A 16,472-nucleotide genomic window follows, 5' to 3' on the forward strand; every position below is an offset into this window, starting at 1 on the left:
CGAAGTTGCGTGGCGCCGCAACGATGCGCGGCACGGACATGCCGTGCCGTGCACCCGATCGGCTCAACGCGCGTCGAAGCCGTCGCGGAACACGCTGTCGGCGCAGGTGTCGTCGTGCAGGATCAGGCCGAAGATGCCCGCCGCTACGCAGCTGCGGCCATTCGACGCGACGGCCTGGAAGAATCCCGTCGTACCCGCCGGCTCGAGTTGCCAGTCGAGGCCGTCGGCCGAACCCAGCATCGCGCCGAAACCGCCGACGGCGATGAAGCGGCTGCCGGTCCAGGCGACGGCAGTCAGTCCACCCGCATTCGGCGACGGCGGCAGCGACGCATAGCTCCAGGCGAGGCCGTCGTCGGAGGTCGCGATCGAGCGCGGGTCGCCGCTGAGCGCCGCTTCGTCGCCGACCGCGACGAACCGGTGGCCGTTCCACGCGATGCCGGCCACGCCCGGGCCGGGAATCGGATCGAGCAGGCCGCGCGTCCACGTGACGCCGTCGGTCGAGGTGAACATCGGCGTCGGATCGTGGTCGCCGTTGAGGTCGCGGCGGCTGCCCCCCGCGACGAAGCGCTCGCCGTTCCAGACGATGCTCAGGATCGCGTCGCCGACGTCCGCCTGGCTCGCGCGTTCGGTCCAGACGACGCCGTCAGGCGAGGTCAGGATGATGCCGACGCCCATGTGCGTGCCCGACGGCGGCGTGCCGATCACGCCGACCGCGACGAACAGGCCGTTGCCGAAGGCGACCGCGTTGAGGCTGCCGCTCGTGCCGGACGACTGCAGCGTCCAGTCGGTCGCGTCCGGCGAGGTATACACGGAGCCGTCGATGCAGACGACGACGAAGCGCCGGTTGCCCCACGCGATCGAGGTCGGCATCGCCGCGAACGCGCCGGCCTGCGCGTCCCAGCGGCTGCCGTCGGCCGAGCGCGCGACGGCGCCGGCGTCGGTGACGGCGACATACTGCGTGCCGTCCCACACGAGCGAGGTGATCGAGTCGGACGTGACCGATTGCGAGCGCGTGGTCCAGTCCGACCCGTCCGGGGACGTGAGGAAGGTGCCGCGCTGGCCGATCGCGACGAGGCCGTCGGCGCCCGCGGCGATCGACAGCAGGTTGTCGCCGGTGCCGGTCGCCTGCGGCGTCCAGCTCGCGCCATCCGCGGAGGTCAGCGCGAGACCGCCGTCGCCGACCGCGATGAAGCGGGTTCCCGACCATGCGAGCCCGTCGATGTAGTTGCCGTCCTCTGCGCGCGCCGTGTTCCAGGCCAGGCCGTCGGGCGAGGTCAGCACGAGCCCGCCTTCGCCGGCGGCGACGAAGAGCGCGCCGTTCCAGCCGATCGAGGTGAGCCGGTTGCTCGTGCCGGAAACCTGCGGCGTCCAGAGCGCGCCGTCGCTCGAGGCGAGGATCACGCCGTTGCGGCCGACGGCGACGTAGCGGCTGCCGTTCCACGCGACCGCGCTGAGGTCGCTGAGTGAACCGGATGCCTGCGCGGTCCAGTGGATCGCGTCCGGCGAGGTCAGGATCGCCCCGCTGCCGAACGTGCCGCCGACGGCGACGAACTGGCCGCCGCCCCAGGTCACCGCCCACAAGTCGTCGCTCGAGCCGGAATCCCGGTGTGTCCACGCATCGCCGTCGGGCGAGGTCAGCACCTCGCCGCCCCAGCCGACGGCGACGAACTGCTGCCGGTCCCACGCGATGTCCTCGAGCACGGACGCGCTGCCCGATGCATGCACGGCCCAGTCGATGCCGTCGGTCGACGTCTCGACCATGCCGGCCGCATCGACCGCGACGTAACGTCCGCCGACGTGCGCGACGCCGAGCACGAGATTGCCGGTCGGGAGCGGATTGGCCCATTGCCAGTCGGCCAGCGCCGCGGGCGGCGCTGTCGCCAGCAGCCCGGCGGCGATCGTGCCGCGTATCGTGCGGAGTCCGCGCATGCAGGTCCTCGTTCGCGTGGATGACGACGGCGGTCTGCCGCCACCCGATGAACACGCGGAACGGCGTTGGAACCTATCAGTGCCGGACTCAGCCGCCGTCGTAGTAGCGCGCGAGCAACGCGGCGACCGCGGGCTCCGCGCGCGCGAGCCCGGCCGGGTCGGAGAAATGCAGTTCGCTGACGACCGCGAAGTACTCCTCCGCGCTCTCCGTCGCATACGGGTCGATGAACGTGTCGCGCCCGCGCGCGACCGCGCGCTCGAGCCGGTCGAAGCCGGCCTGCATCGCGTCGATCCATTCGCGCCGCGCGATCGACCGCGGCAGCGCAGGCACGCCGTTCATTGCGCCGTCGAGCAGGTCGAGCTTGTGCGCCATCTCGTGCGCGACGACGTTGAAGCCGTCGAACGGATGCGCGAGGTCGGTCGCGACGTCGGCCCATGAAAGGATCAGCGGCCCGCGCTCCCAGGCTTCGCCGATCAGCACGTCGTCGCCTTCGGTGACCACGCCGCTGTGCTCGTCGTGGTGTTCTCGCCTCACGCGGAACTCGCCCGGATAGACGATCACCTCGTGCCAGCCCGCGAGCGCGTCGCGGCCGAGATGCAACACCGAAAGGCTCGCCAGTGCGGCGATCGCGAGCGCATGCGCGGGCTCGAGCACGTGGCCTCCGGCCGCGCTGAACGACTTGCGGGCGAGGAAGAGCGCCGTGGACGCGCGCAGCGCATCGCGATCGGCGTCGCGCAGGCGCGCGAACAGCGCGGACGAGGCGAGCAGCGCGTCCCAATCGGCATCGGCGATGCGCACGGGCGGCTGCAGCGCATCGCGCAGCCGCGTCAGCCAGCCCATCGAGAGGCCGTCACGTCGATGGCGACGACGCGCGCGTTGCGGTGCGCGAGGAAGGCACCGGAGTCGGCGCAATCCGCAGGGTCGACCGTGCGTGGCCTGCACGGACGAATCCGCGCCCGACTCACTTGATCGCGCCGGGCACCAGCGACTGCCAGCGATAGCTCGGACGCTTCGGGGTCGCCGCGGCGGGCGCCGACGGGTCGCCGCTCGCCATCGGTTTGGGCAGCGGATCGGGCGTCGGCGCGACCGCGTTTTCTTCGGATCCGCTCTGCGTCGGCCGCGGCGTGGCGTCGCCGCCGCGCAGCGCGCGCGCGCCGGTGGATCCGCCGGAGCCGCCGCCGGTGTCGATGCGCTCGACCACGGTCGGGCATGCCTTCGAGTCGACCGTATTGAGCGCGAGCAGGCCCGCGCCGCGCAGCGGCGCGCTCTGCGCGCGCACGTCCGCGGCGCTGATCGAGCAGCCGAGGACGGCGAAGAAAATGGCGGTCTTGTTCATGGCAGGGTTCCCTCGCGGCGCGGCCGAGGAAGCCGCAATGCTCGCACGATCCCGATCCCGACTCCAGTCGGCCCCGCCCACGAGGAAGCACGAGGCGTGCCAGTGCCCTTCGGCACGGTCCGGCCGCGTTCGGCGCGCTGCCGAGGCTGTCCATCGGACACGGCCGGACACTCGCGGACAGTCGGCCGGACGCTGCCGCGGGGCGCGTGCTCGCCGAGCGCGGCTACACTGCGGATCCGCCCGCCCTTCGACGCCGCCCGCGTGACCGAACCACGAACCCGCCCCTCGATCGCAGCCGGCGAGCCGAGCGCCCGTACCGTGCTGGTGGAACTCGGTGCGCAGCGCGCGCTGTCCGGCAGCGCGCTCGCCGCACGCCTCGGCGTCTCGCGTGCGGCCGTGTGGAAGCAGGTCGAGCGCCTGCGCGAAGCGGGCGTCGCGATCGAAGCGCGGGCCGGCAGCGGTTACCGCCTCGCCGCGCCGCTCGAGCTGCTCGACGAAGCGGTCTTGCGCCGTGCGCTCGCGCCTTCGACGCGCGCGCGCCTCGGCGAACTCGCCGTGCACTGGCAGCTCGACTCGACGAGCAGCGAGCTGCTGCGTCGCGCCGAACACGATCCACGCGACCTGCTCGCGTGCCTCGCCGAGATCCAGACCGCGGGGCGCGGCCGGCGCGGCCGCCGCTGGCACACGCCGCTCGGCGGCGGCGTCGCGCTGTCGTTGCTCAAGCGGTTCGACGCGGGCATGTCTTCGCTCGCGGGCCTCAGCCTCGCCGTCGGCGTGGCCGCGATCGACGCGCTCGCCGCCTGCGGCGTCGGCGACGTCGCGCTCAAGTGGCCGAACGACCTCGTCGCGCGCGACGCCAAGCTCGGCGGCATCCTCGTCGAGCTCGGTGGCGATGCACTCGGCCCCTGCCACGCGGTGATCGGGCTCGGCATCAACCTGCGCCTCGGCGCCGCCGCGGCGGCGATCGACCAGGCGGCGATCGACCTCGCTTCGCTCGTGCACGATCCCGCGCGCACGCGCATCGTCGCGAGCCTGCTCGACCACCTCGTCGCCGCCCTCGAACGCTTCGCCGAACATGGTTTCGCCGCGTTCGCCGATGCCTATGCGCGCCACGACGCGCTGCGCGACCGCGAAGTCGACGTCGTGCGCGGCGCGGAGCGGCGCCATGGCATCGCGCGCGGCATCGACGCGCGCGGCGCGCTGCGCGTCGCGTTCGCCGCGGGCGAGGAAAGCGTCGATGCCGGCGAAGTCAGCCTGCGGGTGCGCGCATGAAGCTGCTCGTCGACTTCGGCAATACGCGCCTGAAGTGGGCGAGCGTCGCGGCCGATGGGCAACTGCGGCCGGGCGGCGTGTTCGCGCACGCGGACGTGCCGCTCGTCGCGGAGCTGCGTCGCGAATGGGGTGGCCTCGCGCGCGTGCAGTCGGCCTGGATCGCGAGCGTGGTATCGAGCGCGCACGAGCAAGAGCTCGCCGCCTTCGTGCGCGAGCGCTTCGGGTTGGCCGCCCGCTTCGTGCGCAGCCCGGCCGCCGCACTCGGCATCCGCAATGCGTACGCGCAGCCGGAGCGTCTGGGCGTCGACCGCTTCCTCGCTTTCGCCGCCGCGCATGCGCGCCACGCGCGACTGCAGGTCCTCGTCAGCGCGGGCACCGCGCTCACGATCGATGCGCTCGACGCGGACGGCAGCCATCTCGGCGGACTCATCGTGGCGAGCCCGCAGGCGATGCGCCTCGCGGTCGTCGCGGGCACCGCACGCGTCGACGCGCGCGGCGGCCAGTTCAGCCAGCGGCCGCGCTCGACCGCGGACGCGGTCGTGACCGGTTCGCTGTACGCCGCGGCCGGCGCGATCGAGCGCTTCCGTGCGAGCCTCGTCGCCGCCGGCGAAACGCTGCCGCCGATCCTCCTCGGCGGCGGCGGCGCGGACGAGCTCGAACCGCTGCTCGCGCCGGTCGAGCGCGTGCACGACCTCGTGCTGCACGGACTCGCCCTCTGGGCCGGCGACGCCGCGGCGGCGGGCGCGCCGGCGGACGACTAGGCTGCCCCGTCGCTTAGAATCGACCGATCGCCGCGCACCCGACCGTCGCCATGTTCGTCCGCGTCCTCTTCCTGCTCTTGCTCGCGCTGAACCTCGGCGGCGCATGCTGGCTCGCGTTCGCGAACCGGCCGCAGCCGGAGGCGATGCCGGCCACCGATCCGGGCGTGCCGCGACTCGAGCTGCTCGCCGAGCGCGATGCCGATGATCATGCCGAACTCGCGAGCGCACCGGAGAGTCCGGCCGATCTCGCCAACGACCAGTGCCGCCGCTTCGGTCCGTTCCCGACCCAGGCCGACGCGCGCGCCGCGATGAACGTCCTCACGCCACTGACCAAGCGCATCCGCACGCGCGAGGAGCACGCGACGCAGACGCGCGGCTACTGGGTCTACCTGCCTGCGATGCCGACGCGCGAACAGGCGCTTTCGACCGCGCGCGAACTCGCCGCCAAGGGCGTGCACGACTACTACGTCGTCACCGCGGGCGACCAGCAGAACACGATCTCGCTCGGCCTGTTCCGCGACCAGGGCAACGCCGAGCGCCGCCGCGCGGAGATCGCCGCGCTCGGCTTCACGCCGAAGGTCAACACGCGCACCGAGGACCTGCCGGTCTACTGGCTCGAGTTCGCGCTCGCGGGCGCCGAACCCCCCGACCTCGCGAGCCGCGTCGCCGGCGCGCGCGAGGCCCGGGTCGAGCCGACGCGCTGCGTGGCGTACTGACACCGGCAGCGAACCGCGCGGTCGACGGGAGGGCATCCGCGCAGCGGGGCGCCGTGCCGGGCCGCATCGCACGTTGCTGCTAGAATCGGACGCCGTGCCGCTTTAGCTCAGTTGGTAGAGCAACCGCCTTGTAAGCGGTAGGTCATCCGTTCGAGTCGGATAAGCGGCACCACTCCCGTCGGCGATCCCCGATGTGATCGCCCGCCCGCGCGCATCGGCTATTCGACGCCGCGTACCGGCAATTCGAGGCGTTCGCCCGGATCGTGGTCGAGGCGCACCTCGTGCGTCTGGCCGAGGTATTCGTAGACGACATCGTAGGCGACGTCGTCGACCGGCTCGCTCACGCTGCGACAGCGACGCTCGGTGGTCGTGTACGTGTCGCGGTCCTGCTGGCCCTGCTGGATCTTCTTGCCCGCGTAACCGCCGCCGACGGCGCCGGCAACGGTCGCGAGGTCGCGGCCGCGCCCGCCGCCGACCTGGTGGCCGATCACGCCACCTGCGAGCGCGCCGATGACGGTGCCCGCGACCTGGTGGTCGTCCTTCGGTCGGCGCTTGTGCACGATCCGCTCGTCGCGGCATTCCTCGCGTCCGCGCGTCGCCTTCTGCTTGACCGGCTGCACGCTGATCACGTTCGCGTAGCGCGTACCGGCGGCATGCGAGGCGTCGTCGGGCGGTGCGGTCGGCTCGGCGCGACCGGCGATCGGCGCACGCGGCGCGGGCGATTCGGCATCCGCGTTCGCGCGCGCGGTCCCGGGCGACGGCGCTTCGGCGTCCGGCGCGGCATCGCCATGCGCGTCCTGCGCGGCGGGCACGCTGCCGCGCGGCGCCGAAATCATCTCGCGCGCAGTGAGACCCTGGCCCGATGCGGGCGCAGGCGGTTGCTGCGCAGGTGCGGGTGCGGCTGCGGCATCGGCGGGCGCGTTCGCATCCGCGTTCGCGGTGGGCGGCTTGTCGCCGCATCCGGCGAGCGCGCCGGCGAGCGCCGCGGCGAGCGTGATCTTGCTGAGCATCGTGTACGTGTTCATGGCGTCATCCGGACGGTAACTCCCGCCGCAGTCTACGGCGCGGATCGGCGTGCTTCGCGGATAGGCGAATTTCCGTTCGGCTTGCGCTCAGGTAACGCGTTCAGCGAAGGAAACCACCGCGTGTGTTCGGCACGGCCGCCGATCCATGAGCAACCGCTTGGCTCTTCAGGTCCCCGGGATCAGTTCTTGCGCGCGCGCGCGAACGCATCCGCGAACGCGCTGTTGGTGGGCGCGGGTGCGCTCGCGGGCTTGCGTGCCGGCGCGTCGCGACGCCCGTTGCGCTCACCCGCGCGCTCGTCGCGCGGTGGGCGCGCGCCGGCACGCGCTTCGCCGGGCACGTCGTCGAGGCGCATGCTCAGCGCGATGCGCTGGCGCTGCAGGTCGACTTCCATGACCTTGACCTTGACGATGTCGCCCGCCTTCACCGCTTCGCGCGGATCGCGCACGAACGAGTGCGACAGCGCGGACACGTGCACGAGGCCGTCCTGGTGCACGCCGATGTCGACGAACGCGCCGAACGCGGCGACGTTGGTCACGCGGCCTTCGAGCACCATGCCGACGACGAGGTCCTTGAGGTCCTCGACGCCGTCGGCGAACGCGGGCGCGACGAAGTGCGGGCGCGGGTCGCGGCCGGGCTTCTCGAGTTCGCGCAGGATGTCGCGCACGGTCGGCACCCCGAAACGTTCGTCGACATAGTCCTCCGCGCGCAAGGTGCGCAGGAACGCGCCGTCGCCGATCAGCTGCTTCACCTCGCGACCGCAACGCGCGAGGATGCGTTCGACCACGGGATACGCTTCCGGATGCACGCCGCCCGCGTCGAGCGGGTCGTCGCCGTGCGGGATGCGCAGGAACCCCGCCGCCTGCTCGAACGCCTTGTCGCCCAGGCGCGGCACCTTCTTCAACACCGCGCGCGTCGGGAACGCGCCGTGCTCGTCGCGGTACTTGACGATATTCTCGGCGACGCTGCCGCTGAGACCGGCGACGCGCGCGAGCAACGGCGCCGACGCGGTGTTGACGTCGACGCCGACCGCGTTCACGCAGTCCTCGACCTTGGCGTCGAGCGCGCGCGCGAGCCGCGCCTGGTTGACGTCGTGCTGGTACTGGCCGACGCCGATCGCCTTCGGTTCGATCTTCACCAGTTCGGCGAGCGGATCCTGCAGACGGCGCGCGATGGACACCGCGCCGCGCAGCGAGACGTCGAGGTCGGGGAACTCCTTCGCCGCGGCCTCGGACGCCGAATACACCGACGCACCCGCTTCGCTGACGACGATCTTGGCGATCTTCGCGCGCTCGCCGAGCTTCCTGATCATCTCGCCGGCGAGCTTGTCCGTTTCGCGCGACGCGGTGCCGTTGCCGATCGCGACGAGCTCGACGCCGTGCTTCAGGCACAGCGCGCCGAGTTCGGCCAGCGACTCGTTCCACTGCCGGCGCGGCTCGTGCGGATACACGGTGGTCGTCGCGAGCAGCTTGCCGGTCGCGTCGACGACCGCGACCTTGACGCCGGTGCGGATGCCGGGGTCGAGCCCCATGACCGCCTTCGGCCCCGCGGGTGCCGCGAGCAGCAGGTCCTTGAGGTTGTCGCCGAACACGCGGATCGCTTCCTCCTCGGCCGCCTCGCGCGCGCGCGAGAACAGGTCGAGCGTGAGCGACAGGTGCAGCTTCACGCGCCAGGCGAGGCGGCAGGTCTCGAGCAGCCAGGCGTCGGCCGCACGCCCGCGCGCGGCGATGCCCGCGTGCGCGGCGACGCGCGTCTCGGCTTCGGCATGCCCCTGCTCCGCTTCCGCGGTCGGCGCGAGTTCGAGGGCGAGCACACCTTCGTTGCGCGCGCGCATCAGCGCGAGCAGGCGGTGCGACGGAATCTTCGCGATCGGCTCGGCGTGGTCGAAATAGTCGCGGAACTTGGCGCCCTCGTTCTCCTTGCCCTCGAGCACCTTCGCGCGGATCTGGCCCTTGCCCCAGACCCATTCGCGCAAGGCGCCGACGAGCGTCGCGTCCTCGGCGAACGATTCCATGAGGATCTGCCGCGCGCCGTCGAGCGCGGCCTTGACGTCGGGCACGCCCTTGCCGGCATCGACGAACGCGGTCGCGCGCGCTTCGGGCGCGACGGTCGGATCCTCGCGCAGGCCGAGCGCGAGCGGCTCGAGTCCGGCCTCGCGCGCGATCTGCGCCTTGGTGCGGCGCTTCGGCTTGTACGGCAGGTACAGGTCCTCGAGGCGCGCCTTGGTTTCGGCCTCGAGGATCTGCGCCTTCAGCGCATCGTCGAGCTTGCCCTGTTCCTCGATGCTCGCGAGGATCGCCGCGCGGCGATCCTCGAGTTCGCGCAGGTAGCCGAGGCGTTCCTCGAGCAGGCGCAGCTGCGTATCGTCGAGCCCGCCCGTGACTTCCTTGCGGTAGCGCGCGATGAACGGCACGGTCGCACCGCCGTCGAGGAGGTCCACCGCGGCCTTCACCTGGGCCACCTGCGCGGCGATGTCGTCGGCGATGCGTTGTTCGATGCTCTGCATGGATCGTCCTGTGTCGGCGACGGCGATCGCGCGTGTCGCGCGATGACGTCGTGCCCGCGCGAGCGGGAATCGAAGTGATCTTGGCCGGGGAATGCGGCGCTCGTCGAGGCGCTGGTCGTCGCGACGGCCCCGCTCCGCTTGCGCCGTCGTCGAGGGCGAGCCGCAGGCGGAGCGTGCCCACGCGACGCGTGCGCGCCGTATCGTAGTGATGCGCCCCGCGTGGTCAAGGCTTGCTTTTCCGCCGCGTTTCACGCCTGGCGCGCGCCGCTGCAGCGAAAGCCTCGGGCCGACCCGCGCGCCGCGCGGCGGCGCGGGGCCGAGGGATTCGCGCCTGCGAGCAGGCTCATGCGCTCGATCGCGGCGTCGGGCACGCGCGGCATTGACGGTGAAGCCGGCGAAGCGGCGATCGAGGTAATCGGCGAGCGCCGGCACCTGCGCGCGCCCGAACACGCCGTCATCGGTGGATGGCGCGTCGTCCGGCAGGTTCGTACGCAGCGCCCTCTAGTACCGGATGACGGAGCGGATCACCTTGCCCTCGTGCATGAGGTCGAACGCATGGTTGATCTGCTCGAGCGGCAGCTCGGCCGAAACGAACTCGTCGATCCTGATCTCGCCCGCGAGGTAGCGCTCGACGTAGCCCGGCAGCTGCGAGCGGCCCTTGACGCCGCCGAACGCGCAGCCGCGCCAGACGCGACCGGTGACGAGCTGGAACGGCCGCGTCGAGATCTCCTGCCCCGCGCCCGCGACGCCGATGATGATCGACTCGCCCCATCCCTTGTGGCAGCACTCGAGCGCGGCGCGCATCACATTGACGTTGCCGATGCACTCGAACGAATAGTCGACGCCGCCGTCGGTGAGGTCGACGACGACCTGCTGGATCGGCGTTTCGCCGTAGTCCTTCGGATTGACGACATCGGTCGCGCCGAGCTGTTTGGCCATCACGAACTTGTCGGGATTGGTATCGATCGCGAGGATGCGCGACGCCTTCGCCATCACTGCGCCCTGGATCACCGACATGCCGATGCCGCCGAGGCCGAACACGGCGACGGTCGAGCCCGGCGTGACCTTCGCCGTGTTGAGCACGGCGCCGACGCCGGTCGTGATGCCGCAGCCGAGCAGGCAGACCTTCTCGAGCGGCGCGGCCGGATTGATCTTCGCGAGCGCGATCTCGGGCAGCACGGTGTGCTCGGCGAACGTGCTGCAGCCCATGTAGTGCAGGATCGGCTTGCCGTTGAGCGAGAAGCGCGAGGTACCGTCGGGCATGAGCCCCTTGCCCTGTGTCGCGCGGATCGCCTGGCACAGGTTCGTCTTTCCCGAGCGGCAGAACGTGCACTGGCCGCATTCGGGCGTGTAGAGCGGGATCACGTGGTCGCCCGGCTTCACGCTCGTCACGCCCGCGCCGACCTCCTCGACGATGCCGCCGCCCTCGTGGCCGAGGATGACCGGGAAGAGGCCTTCCGGGTCGGCGCCCGACAAGGTGAACGCATCGGTGTGGCAGACGCCGGTCGCGACGATGCGCACGAGCACTTCGCCCGCGCGCGGGCCCTCGAGGTCGACCTGTTCGATCGACAGCGGCTTGCCCGCTTCCCAGGCCACGGCGGCACGCGTCTTCATCGATCACCTCGCAACGTCGGCGCCGGGGCGGCGCGGTCGGACATTGTCCGCCGCGCGCGTGCGGCGCGGAAGGGGCGCGCTCAGGGCGCGATCACGACGCCCCACGGCAGCTCGCCGACCGCGACCTCTTTCGTGATCGCGAACGTCCTCGTGTCGATCACGCTGACCGAATTCGAGCGGCCGTTGGCGACGTAGAGCTTCCTGCCGTCGGGCGTGAGCGCCATGTTCCACGGCCGCTTGCCGACCGCGATCTCGCGGATGACCACGTTGCTCGCGACGTCGACCACGCTCACGCTGCCGCTGCCGTTGGCGACGTAGACGCGCCGGCCGTCCGGCGCGGCCGTGACGCCCGCGGCGCGCTCGGCGGTCGCGATCGTCGCGACCTTCCTGCGCGCGGCGAAATCGACGAGGTCGACGCCGTTCGCCGATTCCTGCGCGACGTACAGCGTCGTCGAACGCGGCAGGAACGCCGCGCCGCGCGGATGGCCGGCGGTCGCGATCGTGCCGGTCGACGCGCGCGTGGCGAGGTCGATCACGTCGAGGTCGTTCGAGCCCTCGTTGCTCGTGACGAGGAACGCGCCGTCGGGCGAGAACTCGCAATGCTCGGGATTGCGACCGCGCACCTTGATGCGCGCGCTCACCGTCAACGTCGCGACGTCGACGAGCAGCGCCTGGTGCTGGCCTTCGGCGCAGACCGCGAGGGTCCTGCCGTCGGGCGACACGCGCACGCCTTCGGCATCGGGACCGATCGGGACCTTGCCGCGCACGCGGTCGGTCGCGGCATCGAGCGCGACGAGCTGCTCGTGGCCGGCGTCGACGACGTAGAGCGTCTGGCCGCGCGCATCGGCATCGAGCGCCTGCACGCGGTCGCCGAGCGCGCCGCCCGCGGTGAGCGTGCGCACGACCACGTCGGTCGCGGTGTCGATGACCGAAATCGAGCCGCTCTTCTGGTTCGGCACGTAGGCGAACGGCGCCGCTCGGGTCGCGCCGGCGACGAACAGCAGCACGACGGCGAGCGTGCGTGGAAACCGGTTCATCGAGACTCCGCGGTCGACAGGGGGCGACCACGATACGCGCTCGCGCGCGCCGGCGTCACCGGGTCCCGGTGGACTCGGCCGCCGCGTGCGCGCGGATCCATGCGAGCAGTTGCCATGCTTCCTGCTCGCTGACCGCGCTGCCGAGCGGTGGCATGTCGCCGACGGCCTTCGCGGCGCCGCCTCGCACGTAGCCGTGCGCGCGCATGCCCGCGCTGCCTTCGCGGATGAGGTGATAGAGCGTGGTGTCGTCGTCGCCGTACACCCACGCGCGGTCGACGAGCGACGGGCACATCCCGCCACGGGCGTCGGCGCCGTGACAGCTCGCGCAGGCCTTGCCCGCGAACAGGTCGCGTCCGGCGGCGATCGCCCGCGCATCGCCCTCGAGCGGATTGCGCAGGCGCGCGAGGCCGTGTTCGTTCGCGCCGCCCGCCTTGGCAGCGTCGCTGACGGCGCCGGGATCTCCCGCCGACGTGCTGCACGCGCCGAGCAGCGCGATACATGCGAATACGAGCGGCCTGCATCGTGCGAGGCGACGCCACGCCACGGTTCAGTCCTCCAGTACGTGCACGCCGTCGACCTCGACGAGCAGCTCGCGCCGGCAGATGTCGCCGCCGAGCAGGAGCAGGCCGCCGAGCGACGGCAGTCGCGCGTGCAGCATCGCGGCGACGTGCGGCGCATCGGCTTCGTGGCGCACGTACGCCTTCATCACGCTGTGGCCGTCGAGGCCGGGCGCGCGTGCGCCGGCTTCGACGGCGAGGCTCTCGAGGTTCGCGATCGTCTCGGTGAGCTGCGCATCGATGTCGCCCGCATGCCGCGATGCATGGCCGACCACGGCCGCGGTGCCCGAGATCAGCAATTCCGCGCTCGCAGTGCGCATGCCGCGCGCGAACGTCGGCGCGGTCGGGCCGTATTCGCGCGGATAGCGCCATGCGCTGACCTGGCGCGGATTCTCGACCGGCGTGCCGGCGTGGCGCGCGGCGAGGCCGTACACCTGCAGGCGACGCACGCCGTCGTGGCGTCCGATCGCGGTCGCGGCCGGATAGCGCGATGGGACGTGGGCGTCCATGCCGCGCGCGCGCCCGGCGCAGAAGCGCCGATAGCGCTCATCGTCGCCGCCGCCGAGGTTGATCGCGTCGAGATAGTTCCACAGGCGCAGGATATGCGGCGTCGCACTCGCGGCGACGAACCGGCCGAGGCACGCGTACGCGTGTTCGGCCGCACCCTCGATGCCGCCGCGCGCCGCCTCGTCGACGTCGATCGCGAAGAAGAGGTGCTCGCCGTCGCTGCTCCAGGCGAGTTCGCCGTCGCGACCGTGCCGCACCGGCGTCGCGCCGCGCCACACTTCGAACGGCACCCGCGTGCCCGCTTCGAGCGGCTCGAGGCCGACTCTCAGCACGCGGGGATCGGCCGACGCGGGTGCGGTACGCCCGAAACCGATCACCGCGAGCACGTCGTCCGCGCCGAGCAGCGCGTCGAGTGCGCCATGCTCGTAGCGGATCGAAAGCGGCGCCACGGGCACCGCCGGCAGGCTCATCGGACTGGACATCGGTGGTGCATGTTCAGGGGGCGGAGAGGGTCGCGGATGATACACTGCCGCGATCCCGACCGCCTGCAATACCCGAGCCAACGCCCGCCATGACCGACCTCGCCACCGCCAGCCAGACGCCCGCCGAACAGGAACTCGCCCACCTCATCGTCGACAGCCTCAACATCGACTGGATCAAGGCGGACGCGATCGATCCCGACGCGGCTCTGTTCGGCGGCGACCTCGGCCTCGATTCGATCGACGCGCTCGAACTCTCGCTCGCGGTGTCCAAGCGCTACGGCTTCCAGCTGCGTTCGGACAATCCCGACAACCGCCGCATCTTCGGCAGCCTGCGCGCGCTCGCGGCGCACATCGAGCAGCATCGGACGCGCGACGACGCGTAGCGGCAACCGCGCATCCAGCCGGCGGCCGGCGATGACTCGCGGCCTTCAGGCCGTATCCACCGGCGTATTGCCGCCCGTGAACGCGACCTTCGCCTGGCGCCGTCGTTCGGCGATTTCGCGCAACCAATGGCGCGGGTTCGCGACGCCGACCGCGGCGTAGATGAGCTTGAACAGGTGCAGGCGGCGCATCACGGGCGGGCTGTCGAACACGTCGCCGGCGAGCATCGAGATCACGCCTTCCTCCACCCGCCAGGTGTTGCGCGGGCTCGCGAACAGCTTGCGCATGACCGGCGAATTGAAGCGGTAGATGAACCACGAGAACACGCGCACGCCGCGGCGGATGCGTTTCTCGAACTTCGCCTGCAACGCCGCCTCGCGCGCGGGCGCGTCCAGCGCGGCGCCGACCATCGCGGCGGCCTGCCTGCCGCTGTGCATCGCGAGGTAGACGCCGGATGAGAACACCGGGTCGACGAACGCCCACGCGTCGCCGACCATGACCCAGCCGGGCCCGCGCATGCGCTCGCACGTGTACGAGTAATTGCCGGTCACGCGCACGTCGGACACCCTCTCGGCGGCCCGCATGCGCCGCGTCGCATCGGGCATCAGCGCGAGCGTCGCGAGCAGGAACTCCTCGTTGCGGCCGCGTCGCTGCTTGAGGTATTCGGGCCGGCACACGCAACCGATGCTCATGATCCCGTCGCGCAGCGGGATGAACCAGCACCAGCCGTGCTCGAAGTTGTAGATGCTGATGTTGCCGGCATCGTCGGCGGGGCGCGTTTCGACGCCGGTGAAGTGGGCGAAGATCGCCGCGCTCTGGTGCGCATCGTTCCTGCGCTTGAGCTTGAGCGCGTTGCCGAGCAGGGTATCGCGCCCGCTCGCGTCGACGAGGTACTTCGCGCGCACGGTCAGCGCGTTACCGGCGGCGTCCTTCGCGTGCGCGACGACCTTGCCGATGCCGCCGGGTTCGACCGACTCGACCTTCACGTTCTCGCGCGCGTCGACGCCGCTCTCGCGCGCGTGCTCGAACAGCATGCGGTCGAACTCCTCGCGCTTGACCTGGAACGCATGCGGCGGCGTGTTGCCGAGCGCGCGGCGGAAATGGAAGGTCTGGTACTGGCCGTCCTTCGACGGGAAGTCGGCGCCGAGCTTGAGCACGCCGAGCGCGCGCACCTTCTCCGCCACGCCGAGTGCATCGAAGATCGGCAGGTTCGACGGCAGCAGCGACTCGCCGATGTGGAAGCGCGGATGACGGTCCTTCTCGAGCTGCACGACATGCCGTCCCTGCTGGCGCAGGAAGGTCGCCGCGGTCGAACCGCCGGGTCCGCCGCCGACCACCAGCACGTCGCACTCGATCGTGGTCGCCATCGCCTGCATTCCTCGTTCGAAGGTCGGGTCGAGTCTATCCGCAACGCGATGCGATCGCCGCGAGCGCCGGGCTCACGCGCGCCCTGACGGCGCGACCCGCGCATCCGGCGCACCGCGACGCGCCCCGAATCGCCGCGGACATGCGCCGGACGGAACGTCCTGCGCGACCTGCCGGCCGCGGCGCGGCGCGGCGCATGGTACATTCCGGTCGCACTCCCGTTTCGTCGCCACGCGTGTCCACTCCCGTGTCCCTTCCCGCTCCCGCCGCTTCGTCCATCACGCCGGCGCGCCGTTCGCGCCTGCTGCTGGCCGGCGTGGCGGCGTACGTTCTGCTCGCGTTCGCCGCGTCGTACAGCGGCCGAGCGGGGCTCGCCGCGCTCGCGGTGTTCGTGCTCGCGAGCGCGCTGCTGTCGCCTGCTCTGCGCAGGCACAGCGTGGCCGCGTGGAGCGCCTGGCTCGCGCTCGCCCTGCTGCTCGGCCTGCTCGCCGAACGCGGCGAAGGCGGCCTTGCGCTCGACGCGCTGCCGATCCTCGTCAATGCGGCCCTGTGCGCGCTGTTCGCGGGCACCCTGCGGCGCGGGCGCGAACCGCTGATCGCGCGCTTCATCGCGATCCTCGAGGGCCGCGATCGGCTCGCGCTGCCGCGCGTCGCCGCCTATGCGCGCGGCCTCACCTGGGCCTGGGCGCTGCTGCTCGGCATCCAGGCCTGCGTGCTCGCGGCGATCCTCTGCGTCGTCCCCGGCGGCGTGCTCGCGGCGTTCGGCGCATCGCCACCCGCCGCCGTCTTCGCGGCGCCCGCCTGGCGCGTCTACCTGCACGCGGGCGGCTACGCGCTCGTCCCGCTCGTGTTCGTGCTCGAGTACGCCTACCGCCGCGTGCACCTGCGCGACGTGCCGCATGCGCCGCTGCCGCTGTTCGTCGCGCGCGTCGTGCGGCGGTGGCCCGCGTTGCTCGCGAGCCTCGCCGCCGAAGCCGGTGGCGCT

General features: G+C 72.0%; 15 protein-coding genes and 1 tRNA gene. 6 read left to right on the forward strand and 10 right to left on the reverse strand.

The features are described 5' to 3' along the window. Positions 1-63: 63 nt before the first annotated feature. The 3 genes from VI238_RS16510 to VI238_RS16520 form a co-directional block, all read right to left on the reverse strand. Positions 64-1,929 (reverse strand): hypothetical protein, encoded by a 1,866-nt coding sequence (locus VI238_RS16510; RefSeq protein ID WP_331653327.1) that lies wholly within the window; start codon positions 1,927-1,929, stop codon positions 64-66. 88 nt (positions 1,930-2,017) lie between these two features. Then, positions 2,018-2,770 carry a M90 family metallopeptidase gene (locus VI238_RS16515; RefSeq protein ID WP_331653329.1) on the reverse strand — a complete coding sequence of 251 codons (753 nt, stop codon included), beginning with the start codon at positions 2,768-2,770 and terminating at the stop codon, positions 2,018-2,020. 121 nt (positions 2,771-2,891) lie between these two features. Continuing rightward, positions 2,892-3,266: a hypothetical protein gene (locus VI238_RS16520; protein ID WP_331653331.1), complete on the reverse strand. Its 375-nt coding sequence runs from the start codon at positions 3,264-3,266 to the stop codon at positions 2,892-2,894. Positions 3,267-3,527: 261 nt separating this feature from the next. Between VI238_RS16520 and VI238_RS16525 the strand changes: the two genes are divergently transcribed. From VI238_RS16525 to VI238_RS16540, 4 genes are all read left to right on the forward strand, one after another. Continuing rightward, complete coding sequence (locus tag VI238_RS16525; protein WP_331653333.1) at positions 3,528-4,538, forward strand: biotin--[acetyl-CoA-carboxylase] ligase; 1,011 nt, start codon at positions 3,528-3,530, stop codon at positions 4,536-4,538. Then, entirely contained in the window at positions 4,535-5,299 is a 765-nt protein-coding gene (locus VI238_RS16530; protein ID WP_331653335.1) for a type III pantothenate kinase, read from the forward strand. Before VI238_RS16525 ends, VI238_RS16530 begins: the two co-directional genes overlap by 4 nt. 50 nt (positions 5,300-5,349) lie before the next feature. Next, positions 5,350-6,015 (forward strand): SPOR domain-containing protein, encoded by a 666-nt coding sequence (locus tag VI238_RS16535; RefSeq protein WP_331653337.1) that lies wholly within the window; start codon positions 5,350-5,352, stop codon positions 6,013-6,015. Between the two features lie 96 nt (positions 6,016-6,111). Continuing rightward, positions 6,112-6,187: transfer RNA gene (locus tag VI238_RS16540), tRNA-Thr, on the forward strand. Positions 6,188-6,233: 46 nt separating this feature from the next. On the opposite strand, the gene VI238_RS16545 is transcribed toward VI238_RS16540, so the two are convergent. The 6 genes from VI238_RS16545 to VI238_RS16570 form a co-directional block, all read right to left on the reverse strand. Further along, positions 6,234-7,040, reverse strand: a complete 807-nt coding sequence (locus tag VI238_RS16545; protein WP_331653339.1) for a glycine zipper 2TM domain-containing protein — start codon at positions 7,038-7,040, stop codon at positions 6,234-6,236. 179 nt (positions 7,041-7,219) lie between these two features. Next, on the reverse strand, positions 7,220-9,544 hold the full coding sequence (locus tag VI238_RS16550; protein WP_331653341.1) for a Tex family protein: 2,325 nt from the start codon (positions 9,542-9,544) through the stop codon (positions 7,220-7,222). Positions 9,545-10,045: 501 nt separating this feature from the next. Then, positions 10,046-11,158 carry an S-(hydroxymethyl)glutathione dehydrogenase/class III alcohol dehydrogenase gene (locus VI238_RS16555; RefSeq protein WP_331653343.1) on the reverse strand — a complete coding sequence of 371 codons (1,113 nt, stop codon included), beginning with the start codon at positions 11,156-11,158 and terminating at the stop codon, positions 10,046-10,048. A gap of 80 nt (positions 11,159-11,238) precedes the next feature. Then, the gene (locus VI238_RS16560) at positions 11,239-12,195 is read right to left on the reverse strand and encodes a beta-propeller fold lactonase family protein (protein WP_331653345.1); all 957 of its coding nucleotides are present in this window, start codon (positions 12,193-12,195) and stop codon (positions 11,239-11,241) included. Positions 12,196-12,250: 55 nt separating this feature from the next. After that, on the reverse strand, positions 12,251-12,739 hold the full coding sequence (locus tag VI238_RS16565; RefSeq protein WP_331653347.1) for a c-type cytochrome: 489 nt from the start codon (positions 12,737-12,739) through the stop codon (positions 12,251-12,253). A 3-nt stretch (positions 12,740-12,742) separates the two neighbouring features. After that, positions 12,743-13,741, reverse strand: a complete 999-nt coding sequence (locus tag VI238_RS16570) for a pteridine-dependent deoxygenase (RefSeq protein ID WP_414650080.1) — start codon at positions 13,739-13,741, stop codon at positions 12,743-12,745. Positions 13,742-13,830: 89 nt separating this feature from the next. On the opposite strand from VI238_RS16570, the gene VI238_RS16575 reads away from it, so the two are divergent. Then, positions 13,831-14,124 (forward strand): phosphopantetheine-binding protein, encoded by a 294-nt coding sequence (locus tag VI238_RS16575; protein ID WP_331653351.1) that lies wholly within the window; start codon positions 13,831-13,833, stop codon positions 14,122-14,124. A 45-nt stretch (positions 14,125-14,169) separates the two neighbouring features. Here VI238_RS16575 and VI238_RS16580 read toward each other — a convergent pair whose 3' ends face one another. Continuing rightward, positions 14,170-15,498: an NAD(P)/FAD-dependent oxidoreductase gene (locus VI238_RS16580; protein ID WP_414650081.1), complete on the reverse strand. Its 1,329-nt coding sequence runs from the start codon at positions 15,496-15,498 to the stop codon at positions 14,170-14,172. Positions 15,499-15,734: 236 nt separating this feature from the next. On the opposite strand from VI238_RS16580, the gene VI238_RS16585 reads away from it, so the two are divergent. Further along, positions 15,735-16,472 (forward strand): hypothetical protein (locus VI238_RS16585; RefSeq protein WP_331653355.1); only part of this gene is annotated, 738 nt, incomplete at its 3' end.

Origin of the sequence: Dokdonella sp. (assembly GCF_036518555.1) — a bacterium.
Lineage (GTDB): Bacteria > Pseudomonadota > Gammaproteobacteria > Xanthomonadales > Rhodanobacteraceae > Dokdonella_A.

Excerpts from the sequence above, each read along its gene's own strand:
- VI238_RS16510 (WP_331653327.1), bottom strand. The coding sequence starts at position 1,929 with ATGCGCGGACTCCGCACGATACGCGGCACGATCGCCGCCGGGCTGCTG.
- VI238_RS16515 (WP_331653329.1), bottom strand. The coding sequence starts at position 2,770 with ATGGGCTGGCTGACGCGGCTGCGCGATGCGCTGCAGCCGCCCGTGCGC.
- VI238_RS16520 (WP_331653331.1), bottom strand. The coding sequence starts at position 3,266 with ATGAACAAGACCGCCATTTTCTTCGCCGTCCTCGGCTGCTCGATCAGC.
- VI238_RS16530 (WP_331653335.1), top strand. The coding sequence starts at position 4,535 with ATGAAGCTGCTCGTCGACTTCGGCAATACGCGCCTGAAGTGGGCGAGC.
- VI238_RS16535 (WP_331653337.1), top strand. The coding sequence starts at position 5,350 with ATGTTCGTCCGCGTCCTCTTCCTGCTCTTGCTCGCGCTGAACCTCGGC.
- VI238_RS16545 (WP_331653339.1), bottom strand. The coding sequence starts at position 7,040 with ATGAACACGTACACGATGCTCAGCAAGATCACGCTCGCCGCGGCGCTC.
- VI238_RS16550 (WP_331653341.1), bottom strand. The coding sequence starts at position 9,544 with ATGCAGAGCATCGAACAACGCATCGCCGACGACATCGCCGCGCAGGTG.
- VI238_RS16555 (WP_331653343.1), bottom strand. The coding sequence starts at position 11,158 with ATGAAGACGCGTGCCGCCGTGGCCTGGGAAGCGGGCAAGCCGCTGTCG.
- VI238_RS16560 (WP_331653345.1), bottom strand. The coding sequence starts at position 12,195 with ATGAACCGGTTTCCACGCACGCTCGCCGTCGTGCTGCTGTTCGTCGCC.
- VI238_RS16570 (WP_414650080.1), bottom strand. The coding sequence starts at position 13,741 with ATGTCCAGTCCGATGAGCCTGCCGGCGGTGCCCGTGGCGCCGCTTTCG.
- VI238_RS16575 (WP_331653351.1), top strand. The coding sequence starts at position 13,831 with ATGACCGACCTCGCCACCGCCAGCCAGACGCCCGCCGAACAGGAACTC.
- VI238_RS16580 (WP_414650081.1), bottom strand. The coding sequence starts at position 15,498 with ATGCAGGCGATGGCGACCACGATCGAGTGCGACGTGCTGGTGGTCGGC.